This is a genomic window from Thiolapillus sp., from assembly GCF_048562965.1.
GTDB classification, from domain to species: Bacteria; Pseudomonadota; Gammaproteobacteria; order Chromatiales; family Chromatiaceae; genus Thiolapillus; species Thiolapillus brandeum_A.
Genome location: NZ_JBHNMF010000075.1, coordinates 1 through 10,285, shown reverse-complemented (window position 1 = coordinate 10,285; position 10,285 = coordinate 1). Strand labels below are relative to the sequence as shown.

13 protein-coding genes are annotated in these 10,285 nt (G+C 59.3%); 11 read left to right on the top strand and 2 right to left on the bottom strand.

Going from position 1 to position 10,285, the window contains the following annotated elements:
- A partial coding sequence (locus ACOCD2_RS06340; RefSeq protein WP_305800449.1) for a hypothetical protein occupies window positions 1–1,466 on the top strand: 1,466 nt, incomplete at its 5' end.
- Between the two features lie 221 nt (window positions 1,467–1,687).
- On the opposite strand, the gene ACOCD2_RS06335 is transcribed toward ACOCD2_RS06340, so the two are convergent.
- Both ACOCD2_RS06335 and ACOCD2_RS06330 read right to left on the bottom strand, forming a co-directional pair.
- The gene (locus ACOCD2_RS06335) at window positions 1,688–1,996 is read right to left on the bottom strand and encodes a hypothetical protein (protein ID WP_419595143.1); all 309 of its coding nucleotides are present in this window, start codon (window positions 1,994–1,996) and stop codon (window positions 1,688–1,690) included.
- Window positions 1,980–2,180 (bottom strand): hypothetical protein, encoded by a 201-nt coding sequence (locus ACOCD2_RS06330; RefSeq protein ID WP_293885335.1) that lies wholly within the window; start codon window positions 2,178–2,180, stop codon window positions 1,980–1,982. The genes ACOCD2_RS06335 and ACOCD2_RS06330 overlap by 17 nt, the downstream gene beginning before the upstream one ends.
- A gap of 281 nt (window positions 2,181–2,461) precedes the next feature.
- Here ACOCD2_RS06330 and ACOCD2_RS06325 point away from each other — a divergent pair, with 281 nt between their 5' ends.
- The 10 genes from ACOCD2_RS06325 (at window position 2,462) to ACOCD2_RS06280 (ending at window position 10,175) form a co-directional block, all read left to right on the top strand.
- Window positions 2,462–3,379: an ABC transporter ATP-binding protein gene (locus tag ACOCD2_RS06325; RefSeq protein WP_305800200.1), complete on the top strand. Its 918-nt coding sequence runs from the start codon at window positions 2,462–2,464 to the stop codon at window positions 3,377–3,379.
- Window positions 3,376–4,152, top strand: a complete 777-nt coding sequence (gene mlaE, locus ACOCD2_RS06320; protein ID WP_293648410.1) for a lipid asymmetry maintenance ABC transporter permease subunit MlaE — start codon at window positions 3,376–3,378, stop codon at window positions 4,150–4,152. The genes ACOCD2_RS06325 and mlaE overlap by 4 nt, the downstream gene beginning before the upstream one ends.
- Before the next feature lie 8 nt (window positions 4,153–4,160).
- The gene (gene mlaD, locus ACOCD2_RS06315; RefSeq protein ID WP_293648407.1) at window positions 4,161–4,631 is read left to right on the top strand and encodes an outer membrane lipid asymmetry maintenance protein MlaD; all 471 of its coding nucleotides are present in this window, start codon (window positions 4,161–4,163) and stop codon (window positions 4,629–4,631) included.
- The gene (locus ACOCD2_RS06310; protein ID WP_293648404.1) at window positions 4,632–5,243 is read left to right on the top strand and encodes an MlaC/ttg2D family ABC transporter substrate-binding protein; all 612 of its coding nucleotides are present in this window, start codon (window positions 4,632–4,634) and stop codon (window positions 5,241–5,243) included. It begins immediately after the preceding gene.
- A 3-nt stretch (window positions 5,244–5,246) separates the two neighbouring features.
- Window positions 5,247–5,513 (top strand): STAS domain-containing protein, encoded by a 267-nt coding sequence (locus ACOCD2_RS06305; protein ID WP_293648401.1) that lies wholly within the window; start codon window positions 5,247–5,249, stop codon window positions 5,511–5,513.
- 62 nt (window positions 5,514–5,575) lie between these two features.
- On the top strand, window positions 5,576–6,835 hold the full coding sequence (gene murA, locus ACOCD2_RS06300; protein ID WP_293652487.1) for a UDP-N-acetylglucosamine 1-carboxyvinyltransferase: 1,260 nt from the start codon (window positions 5,576–5,578) through the stop codon (window positions 6,833–6,835).
- A 15-nt stretch (window positions 6,836–6,850) separates the two neighbouring features.
- Entirely contained in the window at window positions 6,851–7,489 is a 639-nt protein-coding gene (hisG, locus tag ACOCD2_RS06295) for an ATP phosphoribosyltransferase (protein WP_293648530.1), read from the top strand.
- Window positions 7,482–8,783, top strand: a complete 1,302-nt coding sequence (hisD, locus tag ACOCD2_RS06290) for a histidinol dehydrogenase (RefSeq protein WP_293648522.1) — start codon at window positions 7,482–7,484, stop codon at window positions 8,781–8,783. Before hisG ends, hisD begins: the two co-directional genes overlap by 8 nt.
- Before the next feature lie 2 nt (window positions 8,784–8,785).
- Window positions 8,786–9,871 (top strand): histidinol-phosphate transaminase, encoded by a 1,086-nt coding sequence (gene hisC / locus ACOCD2_RS06285; RefSeq protein WP_293648527.1) that lies wholly within the window; start codon window positions 8,786–8,788, stop codon window positions 9,869–9,871.
- On the top strand, window positions 9,864–10,175 hold the full coding sequence (locus tag ACOCD2_RS06280; RefSeq protein WP_293648519.1) for a hypothetical protein: 312 nt from the start codon (window positions 9,864–9,866) through the stop codon (window positions 10,173–10,175). The genes hisC and ACOCD2_RS06280 overlap by 8 nt, the downstream gene beginning before the upstream one ends.
- The last annotated feature ends 110 nt before the right edge of the window (window positions 10,176–10,285 follow it).

Below are 10,285 nucleotides of genomic sequence, written 5' to 3'. Positions count from 1 at the left end.
AAGTATTGGCGCTGTCCATCTTTGGGGCTGTCATTGCATTGGGGAACACTGTTACCGCCGGGCAGGCGGGTGACGGGGAGGAAGACTTTTTTCCGAATTCAGAAGTATCGGATAACGCTGATGTAAAAGCTTTGCAGGGCAACTTGAATCGTGCCGGTATCACACTGACGCCGCAAACGATCAAACTTATGCTGGATGCCTATCCCGAAATGCTGGAAGCGGGCAAGGGTGAAGCTGGCCCGGCGGGAGCAGCGGCCGCTTATCCCGCGAAATTCGAAGTGTCGGGCAGGGACAAGATATACGAAGACACCAGCCACAATATAAAAAATGCCGGCGGCAGATTTTCCGCCGTAGGTGTCGATATCGATGTGTTGCTGAACTACACGAGCGTGTTGGGCGGTATTTCCTATGAAAACATGGCAGTATGGGGAACATCCCATAGCCGGGATATCGAAGCCAAGCTGGCGGTGGATGCCGAATTTGAAGCTTTCGGTGTCTATGGCCGGGCGGATGCGGGGCCGCCTCCTTTCCCTGCCGCTGCCTATGGCGTGTATGGCACTACCAATCAGGTAAGCGGGTACGGAGTGTATGCGATCAATACCTCTCCTGAAGGAGCGGCATTTGGCAGTGGTGGGGGCGTTGCCTTGTTTGCTTCTGGGGCAATTCGTGGCTCAAGGACTACAGGTGGTAACGATGACATAGACAATCACGTGGCAATTGTAGAAAATAAAAGCATCGGTAACACCCATGTTTTGGCGCTATCAATGCCTAATGATGATGGCCTTGCGTTTCTTGACAATTTTGTCACTTTTTACCATGGTGGTACCACAGCAGCAGATGCAGTCGGTGCCATTGAAGGAAACAGTCATGGCGGGGTTAATTACAAATCAGGTTCTGCTGACTTTGCCGAATGGATCCCGCGACAAAACCCGGATGAGATAATTGCAGCCGGCGATATCGTGGGCATTGCTGGCGGGAAGGTATCCCGCGATCTGGGCAAGGCGGAGCACGTCCAGGTGATTTCCACCGCGCCGGCGTTCACCGGCAATGATCCCGGACACGACAAGCAGGATCAATATGCCCTGGTTTCCATGATGGGGCAAGTACCGGTGAAGGTCGCAGGTGCGGTCATAGCGGGGGATTACATCGTTGCTTCTGGCAACAATGATGGCATTGGCATCGCAATTGCGCCTGATCAAATGACCCCTGAAGATTTCAAGATGGCGGTAGGCCAGGCCTGGGAATCTTCCGCTGAAACCGGTGTCAAGCTGGTCAATACAGCCGTGGGGCTGGCTGCGGATGACGCCTATGCCTACATGAAAAAGCAGGATCAGCGTATCGCCAGCCTGGAGAAGCAGCTGAATGCCAAGATGGCGCGCCTGGATCGACTGGCAGGCCAGCTGGAGGCTCTGACACAGAAGGTGGCCTATATCCAGTTAGCCAGCATGGCGGCGTCTGCCAGGTAAACCGGCAGGCAGGAGCCACTTCGCTTGAGCCTTAACTCCCTCGGAATCGGAAAAATGCGATTTTCCGATTCCGCCATTTTCAATGGCTTATAGCCATCGAAAATGGCGATGCGTCCTTGCATCGCGGAGGCTGCCGCCTTTTACGATACCCTCCCTCGGGGAGAGGGTTGGAGAGAGGGGCAAACGGTCGATTGATCCGGGTTTACCCCTGCTGCATGCGCTCATATGGCCCGGGTTTTGCTGGCGGAGCAGCGCGAGCAACGCAGACGGGTGACGAGTTTGCCCTGCTTGGTATCGAAGACGCTCTCTTTGTCCACCACCCATTTGTGGTGTCCGTTGCGGCACAGCGTGTTGCCGCGGTGTTTTTCGCTGGCTTTGGGTTTGCTGAAGGGCAGTATGTCGGTCATGTCAGGATTGTATACCGGAAACGGGAATTGCGGCATATCCTTCGCTGCCAGCCATGGAGAGCGAAGCGAAGGCTGGTAGACCCCAGTAGCCGCGAGGCCGCACTGCTTACCCGTCGTGCGCATAGCGCCAGAGGGGAAGCAAAGTAGGCATTCGAACGCGGCGTCCAGTCATTGGGAGACAAGTACGGAGCAGCAACGAGCTTGCGAAGTTGTTGTGTAGTGCTTGGTGACCAGGACGGCTGGGGCACGAATAGGTTGTCAAAGGCCGAGTCGATTTTGGGGACTGGGATGTCCCAAAATCTATCACGAGGCCGAAGACACACTTGCAGGATTGTTGCCGGGACCACGTCATCCAATTGCATAAGCCATTGAAAACACTGGGGGCGCCGGCCTGTGAAAAACGCCTTGAATACATCCATGTAAGCTTGACCTCGGCGTCCATGCCTCGGACATTTTCACAGGCCGGTGCCCCCAGTGTATGAGTTGGGCGACAGGGCCCTGGGATTGTTGCTGAAAGCAAGTCCTTGACCGCAGATTACTAGGTGCGGACAATGAATCTCTTTTTTCGAGCAATTTCTTCCCGGTCTCATGTCCCGCAGAAAATCCAAACACAGCAAGAAACAGCGCCAAAAGCGGGCGCATGCTGCTGCCGGGCAGGAAAAGGCCGTGAAACGTCAGCAGGTACAGAAGCGGCCCGATGGGCAGGCAGTGCCCCTGGTGCGTATCCGCAACCTGCATTTCAGCCGTGGCGAACGCAAGATCTTCTCCGGTCTGAATATCGAGATTCCCCGGGGCCGGATCACGGCCATCATGGGGCCGTCCGGCACGGGAAAGACCACCCTGCTCAAGCTCATCGGCGGTCAGCTGCAGCCCGATGAGGGTACGGTGGAGGTGGATGGCCAGAATGTACATCAGCTCAACACGGCGGAACTGTACCGGCTGCGTATGCGCATGGGCATGCTGTTTCAGAGCGGCGCCTTGCTCACAGACCTGAACGTGTTTGAGAACGTGGCCTTTCCCCTGCGCGAACACACGCGCCTGAATGAGGCGATGCTGCGCAAACTGGTGCTGTTGAAGCTGGAAGCGGTGGGGCTGCGCGGGGCGCGGGATCTGATGCCCTCGGAGCTGTCCGGCGGCATGGCGCGCCGCGTGGCTCTGGCGCGGGCCATTGCCCTGGACCCCATGATGATCATGTACGACGAACCCTTTACCGGCCAGGACCCCATTTCCATGGGCGTGCTGGTGAAACTGATCCGGCAGCTCAATGACGCCGCGGGACTCACCAGCATCGTGGTCTCTCACGACGTGGAGGAGACCTGCGCCATTGCCGATCTGCTGTACGTGATTTCCGATGGCCGGGTGGTGGAGTCCGGTGACCCCAAAGCCCTGCAGGAATCCGGCTCGGAATGGACGCGCCAGTTCATGCACGGCCTACCGGATGGCCCGGTACCTTTTCACTACCCGGCTCCCCCGCTGCAGGCCGATCTGTTCGAGGAAACAGCATGACCGGGGCATTCGCAAAACTGGGGCGTTTCGGTATCGATTCGGTGCGCCACCTGGGGCGGGCCAGTATCCTGCTGCTGCGCATACTGGGCAGCCTGGGCGAGGTGGTTCGCCGGCTGCGCTTGCTGGTGGAGCAGCTGTTTTCCGTGGGTGTGCTCACGGTGCTCATCATCGCGGTATCCGGTCTGTTCGTGGGCATGGTGCTGTCGCTGCAGGGCTATTACATACTTTCCCAGTTTGCGGCAGAAGCCACCCTGGGTGTGATGGTGGCCGCCTCCCTGGTGCGGGAGCTGGGGCCAGTGGTCACGGCCTTGCTGTTCGCCGGGCGGGCCGGTTCGGCCCTCACCGCCGAAATCGGCCTGATGAAGGCCACGGAGCAGTTGTCCGGCCTGGAAATGATGGCTGTGGATCCGGTCAGACGGGTGCTGACGCCCCGTTTTCTCGCCGGTTTCATCTCCATGCCTTTGCTGGCGGCCCTGTTCAGCGCCCTGGGTATTCTCGGTGGATGGTTTGTAGGTGTAGGTCTGCTGGGCGTGGACGACGGTGCCTGGTGGGGCCAGATGCAGGCGCGTATCGACTGGAACGAAGATCTGGTGAACGGGGTCATAAAGAGCCTGGTGTTCGGTTTCGCCTGCGTCTGGATTGCCATATTCCAGGGTTACAACAGCGTACCGACCTCGGCCGGCGTCAGTGGCGCCACTACCCGCACCGTGGTGCATTCCTCCCTGGCGGTGCTGGCTCTTGACTTTGCCTTGACGGCGCTCATGTTCGATTAGGAAACAAAATGAAACTTGCGAAACAAACAGAAGTCTTAGTGGGAGTGTTCATGGCCATTGGCCTGCTGGCGCTGTTTTTTCTGGCGATGAAGGTCAGTAACCTAGGCACGATAAATACCGGTGACAGCTACCGTGTCACGGCCCGTTTTGACAACATCGGCAGCCTCAAGACCAAGGCGCCGGTCACCATGGCAGGTGTCGAAATCGGCAGGGTAGTGGAGATCGGATTTGACAAGGAGCGCTTCCAGGCGGTCGTGGGTATGGATGTCTATGCCAATTACGACCAGATACCTGAAGATACCTACGCCAAGATTCTCACTGCCGGTCTGTTGGGCGAACAGTATATCGGCCTCGATCCCGGTGGCAGCGATGAAGTACTGAAGAACGGAAGTGAAATTGAAATAACCCAGTCTGCACTGGTGCTCGAAGATGTGATTGGTCAGTTCATCTTCAGCAAGGCGCAGGAAGGAGAGAAATAGATGATAAAAGGAGTTTTTCTTGGCCTGGTTCTGCTGTTTGGCGGGACGGCGGTGCAGGCGGCTCAGCCACAGCCGGTGGAGCTGATTCGCTCGACGGCTGACTATGTGTTGAAGCAGGTGCGTGCGCGCAAGGCGGAGCTGGAAAAGGACAGCAGCGGTATTTACGATCTGGTACAGCAGAAGGTGCTGCCCCATTTCGATTTCCGCATCATGAGCCGTGGCGCGCTGGGAAAATACTGGCGCAGGGCAACCGAGAAACAGAAGAACGAGATTGCTCACGAGTTTCAGGAGTTATTGGTGCGCACCTATGCAACCACGCTGCTCAACTATTCGGATCAGGAAATAGAATACCTGCCCTACCGGGGCAAACCGGGTGACAAGCGCGTCACTGTTTCCACCCGTGTGCACAACAATGGCGGGCCGCCCATTCCCATCAACTACCGCCTGTACCGGCAGAGCAACGGTGCCTGGAAGATCTATGATGTTGTCGTGGATGGCGTGAGCCTGGTTTCCAATTATCGCGGGAGTTTTTCTGCGGAAGTGAAGAAACACGGCATCGACGGTCTGATCGCCACGCTGCAGAAGCACAACAAGCAGCAGCGGGGCGCATGATTCATGTCGCGCTGGGAACTCAAGGGCGTGCTGAATCTTTCCACCGTGCCTGATATCTGGCAGGACCTGGCGGCGAAGATTCACCGCAGCAAACAGCTTACCGTCTCCCTGGCCGGGGTGAAAAGCGCAAGCAGCGCGGCGCTGGCCCTGCTCCTGCAGGGGCTGGATGAGGCGCGGGATGCGGGTTGTGAGCTGCATTATGAGCAGATTCCTGCAGATCTGAGAGCGCTGGCCCAGGTCAGCAATGTTCAGGAAATTCTGGGCGCATAGCGCCGGCCGCCAAAGTTTATTATCATGGCGGGCTCTTTTGTATTGAATCCAGGCCATGATGAATGGATAAACTTGTAATTACCGGTGGGGCGCCACTGGAAGGCGAGGTGCGGATTTCCGGCGCCAAAAACGCCGCATTGCCGATTCTGGCTTCCGCGCTCCTCAGTGACGGCATCGTGCGCCTGAGCAACGTCCCCCATCTGCAGGACGTAACCACCACTATCGGCCTCCTGGGCCGTATGGGGGTGGGCATCACGGTCGATGAGCGCATGACCATCGAGATCGACCCCTCCACTATCAACAGTTACGCGGCTTCATATGAGCTGGTGAAAGTCATGCGGGCCTCGATCCTGGTGCTCGGCCCCCTGCTGGCGCGCTTCGGTGAAGCCGATGTGTCCCTGCCCGGTGGTTGTGCTATTGGCTCCCGGCCCGTCAATCTGCACCTGGACGGCCTGCGTGCCATGGGTGCGGACATATCCGTCGACGGTGGTTATATCAAGGCCCGTGCCGAACGTCTGCAGGGCGCGCGGCTGGTCATGGATGTGGTCACGGTTACCGGTACCGAGAACCTGATGATGGCGGCTGCACTGGCCGAGGGTAAAACTCTCATCGAGAACGCAGCCCGTGAGCCGGAAGTCGTGGACCTGGCAAACTGCCTGATCAGCATGGGGGCGAAAATAGAAGGCGCCGGTACAGATACCATTACCATTCACGGTGTGGAACGACTGGACGGTACGGAATATTCCGTGATGCCGGATCGTATCGAAACAGGCACTTTTCTGGTTGCGGCGGCCATCAGCCACGGGCGTGTGAAGGTGCGGGATACCGATCCCAATCTGCTTGATGCAGTGCTTGCCAAGCTGCGCGAGGCCGGTGCCGTGCTGAAGATAGAGAGTGACAGCATCGAACTGGATATGCAGGGACAGCGCCCGCGGGCGGTGGATATCCACACGGCGCCCTATCCTGCTTTTCCCACGGATATGCAGGCCCAGTTCACTGCCCTGAATGCCGTGGCGGAAGGCGTGGGCACCATTACCGAAAACGTGTTCGAGAACCGCTTCATGCACGTGCAGGAGATGCAGCGCATGGGCGCCAACATCAAGCTGGAAGGCAATACCGCCATCGTCGCGGGTATCGAGAAACTCACTGGCGCGCCGGTAATGGCCACGGATCTGCGGGCTTCGGCAAGTCTGGTGCTGGCCGGACTGGTGGCCAAAGGCGAGACCGTGGTGGACCGGATCTATCATATCGACCGCGGTTATCAGAACATCGAAGAAAAGCTGGCTGGCATGGGAGGAAAGATCCGTCGGCTCCCGGACTGACGGCACAGGAACATGATGGAATTCAAATCACCCATAACCATTGCGCTGCCCAAGGGGCGCATCCTGAAAGATACCCTGCCGCTGCTGGCGCATGTAGGCATCGAATTGCGGGATGATCCGGATACCAGCCGCAAGCTGATCCTGGATACCAACATCGATGCCATGAAGGTGGTGCTGATCCGAGCCACCGACGTGCCCACCTACGTGCAGTGGGGCGCGGCAGATCTCGGTGTCACCGGCAAGGACACGCTGGTGGAACACGGCGGGGAAGGCCTGTACGAGCCGCTGGATCTGCAGATTGCCAAGTGCAGGCTAATGGTGGCTGGGCATCCGGATGCCCGCCTGGACGGGCAGCGCCTGCGCATCGCCACCAAATACGTCAAGGCCGCCAAGCGGCATTTTGCCGCCAAGGGACAGCAGGTGGAGATCATCAAGCTCTACGGCTCCATGGAACTGGCGCCCCTGGTGGGCCTGTCCGATCTTATTGTGGACCTGGTGGAGAGCGGCAACACCCTCAAGGCCAACGGCCTGGTGCCCCTGGAATTCGTCATGGACATCAGTTCCCGGCTGGTGGTGAACAAGGCGAGCTGGAAAATGAAACATGAAACCATTATCGCGCTGGTGGAAAGCCTCGCGGAGGTGATCAATGGCTGACATACGCAAACTCGACGCCAACACGGCTGATTTTCAGGCGCAGCTCGATGAGCTGCTGGCCTGGGACAATGTCTCCGATACCGCCGTCAATGACACGGTCAACGACATCATCGCCCGTATCCGTAGCGAAGGGGATGCCGCTCTGCTGGAATTCACCAACCGCTTCGACGGCTGGCAGGCAGAATCTGCGGCGGATCTGGAGATACCCAAAGACAGGCTGGAACAGGCCTGGAATGCCATTCCCGAAGCCCAGCAGCAGGCTCTGGAACACGCAGCCACCCGCATCCGGGCCTATGCCGAACGTCAGAAAATGGCTGGCTGGGAATACGAGGAAGCTGACGGCACCCTGCTGGGCCAGCAGGTGACGCCCCTGGACCGGGTGGGCCTGTACGTGCCCGGCGGCAAGGCGGCCTATCCCTCATCCGTGCTCATGAACGCCATTCCCGCCAAGGTGGCCGGGGTAGGGCAGCTCATCATGGTGGTGCCCACCCCCGGCGGGGAGGTCAATGAGCTGGTGTTCGCGGCTGCTCACGTCTCCGGCGTGGACCGGGTCTTCGCCGTGGGCGGCGCCCAGGCCGTTGCGGCCCTGGCCTATGGCACGGACACGGTGCCGCCCGTGGACAAGGTCGTCGGCCCCGGAAACATCTACGTGGCTACGGCCAAGCGCGCGGTGTTCGGCCAGGTGGGCATCGACATGGTGGCCGGACCTTCCGAGATTCTCATCATATGTGATGGCCGCACCAATCCCCAGTGGGTGGCCATGGATCTGTTCTCTCAGGCGGAACATGACGAGGACGCCCAGTCCATTCTTCTGTGTCCGGATGCAGGCTTCATCGAGAGGGTGGAAGCGGCCATCGACGCGTTGCTGCCGGATATGGAGCGCCGGGAGATCATCACCACCGCCCTGCGTGAGCGGGGCGCCCTGATCAAGGTCAGCGATCTGGACGAGGCCGCCATGATCGCCAATCATATCGCCCCGGAGCACCTGGAGCTGTCCGTGGAGGAGCCCCGGGACTATGCGAAAAAAATTCGTCATGCCTGCGCTATCTTCATGGGACGCTACACCTCCGAGCCCCTGGGCGATTACTGCGCCGGACCCAATCACGTGTTGCCCACCAGCCGCACGGCGCGCTTCAGTTCACCCCTGGGCGTGTATGACTTCCAGAAGCGCAGCAGCCTGATCATGGTGTCAGAGGATGGCGCGGATACCCTTGGGCGTACCGCATCCACCCTGGCCCGGGGCGAAGGCCTGACCGCCCACGCCCGCTCCGCCGAGTACCGTCTCAAACCGTGAGTATGGAAGGGCGGGTGGCCGACTGGATTCGTCCTGAAATCAGGGCCCTGTCTGCCTATCATGTGCAGGATGCATCGGGGCTGATCAAGCTCGATGCCATGGAGAATCCTTACACCTGGCCGGAAGATCTGCGCCGGGAATGGCTGGAGCGCCTGCATTCCCTGGACGTCAACCGTTATCCTGATCCCCAGGCGCGGAAACTGGCGCAGGAGCTGCGCTCGGCCATGCAGGTTCCCCGGGACATGGCCCTGCTCCTGGGCAATGGCTCCGACGAGATCATCCAGATGCTGGCCCTGGCCGTGAGCGCTCCTGGCCGTTCCATCCTATCCGTGGAGCCGGGCTTCGTCATGTACCGCATGATCGCCACCTGGTGTGGCATGGACTATGTGGGCGTGCCTTTGCGTGAAGACGATTTCTCCCTGGACATGCCCGCACTGCTGCAGGCCATCAGAGAGCACCAGCCCGCCCTGGTCTTCCTCGCTTTTCCCAACAATCCCACGGGCAACCTGTTTGCCGAAGCCGACATGCTGGCGGTGCTGGAAGCGGCCCCCTGCCTGGTGGTGGTCGATGAAGCCTACGCGCCCTTTGCCGAGAGCAGCTTCATGTCCCGCCTCGGTCAGCATGACAACCTGCTGGTGATGCGCACGGTCTCCAAGCTGGGCCTGGCGGGTCTGCGCCTGGGGCTGCTGGCAGGGCCTTCCGCCTGGCTGGAAGAGATCGACAAAGTACGCATGCCTTACAATATCAATGTCCTCACCCAGGCAACCGCCCGCTTCGCTCTGAAACACCACCAGGCGTTGGACGAGCAGACGGCGGCCATCCGCCGGGACCGGCAGGTCCTGTTCGAAGCCCTGCAGGCCATGGATGGCATGGTTCCTTATCCCTCCCAAGCCAACTTCATCCTGGTGCGCACGCCGGCTGGAAAAGCCGTCCCGCTGTTCGAGGCTCTGCTGAAAGACGGTGTGCTGGTGAAGAAGCTGCACGGCAGTCATCCGCTGCTGGAAGACTGCCTGCGTATTACCGTGGGCCGGCCGGAAGAGAATGCCCGCCTGCTGGAAATCACCCGGAGGTTTGTTGACCATGGCTAAAAGCGGCCGTTTTCCCCTGCTGTACTGGACCAGCATCGGACTGCTGGTGCTCATGCTGGCTTTCACCGGCTGGTGGTGGTACCGCAGCACTATAGGCTCCTGCGACAACCTTCTGGATGACCCGGTGAGCCGGGCCCATGTGCAGCGCATGTGGCAGGCAGGGCGCATCACTGTGCTCATGCGCCACACGGACCGCTGCCGGGATGGTGACGGGCAGCACTGTGTCGATGGATTGACCGCGAAAGGGGAGACCGATGCAAAAGCCATTGGTGCCGGTATGAAGCGCCTGTTTTCCGATAACTGAAGTTTCCCAGAAATTATTCAAGCCACCATGCGCAGCAGCACAGTGACCAGAGAATTTCCGGGGGGATTGCCGGGTTTGGGGCAAACCCTGGCAAAATTCTCATCCAAAGC

Coding starts and splice junctions, on each gene's coding strand:
- ACOCD2_RS06335 (WP_419595143.1), bottom strand. CDS start 1,996: ATGCGCACGACGGGTAAGCAGTGCGGCCTCGCGGCTACTGGGGTCTAC.
- ACOCD2_RS06325 (WP_305800200.1), top strand. CDS start 2,462: ATGTCCCGCAGAAAATCCAAACACAGCAAGAAACAGCGCCAAAAGCGG.
- mlaE (WP_293648410.1), top strand. CDS start 3,376: ATGACCGGGGCATTCGCAAAACTGGGGCGTTTCGGTATCGATTCGGTG.
- mlaD (WP_293648407.1), top strand. CDS start 4,161: ATGAAACTTGCGAAACAAACAGAAGTCTTAGTGGGAGTGTTCATGGCC.
- ACOCD2_RS06310 (WP_293648404.1), top strand. CDS start 4,632: ATGATAAAAGGAGTTTTTCTTGGCCTGGTTCTGCTGTTTGGCGGGACG.
- ACOCD2_RS06305 (WP_293648401.1), top strand. CDS start 5,247: ATGTCGCGCTGGGAACTCAAGGGCGTGCTGAATCTTTCCACCGTGCCT.
- murA (WP_293652487.1), top strand. CDS start 5,576: ATGGATAAACTTGTAATTACCGGTGGGGCGCCACTGGAAGGCGAGGTG.
- hisG (WP_293648530.1), top strand. CDS start 6,851: ATGGAATTCAAATCACCCATAACCATTGCGCTGCCCAAGGGGCGCATC.
- hisD (WP_293648522.1), top strand. CDS start 7,482: ATGGCTGACATACGCAAACTCGACGCCAACACGGCTGATTTTCAGGCG.
- hisC (WP_293648527.1), top strand. CDS start 8,786: ATGGAAGGGCGGGTGGCCGACTGGATTCGTCCTGAAATCAGGGCCCTG.
- ACOCD2_RS06280 (WP_293648519.1), top strand. CDS start 9,864: ATGGCTAAAAGCGGCCGTTTTCCCCTGCTGTACTGGACCAGCATCGGA.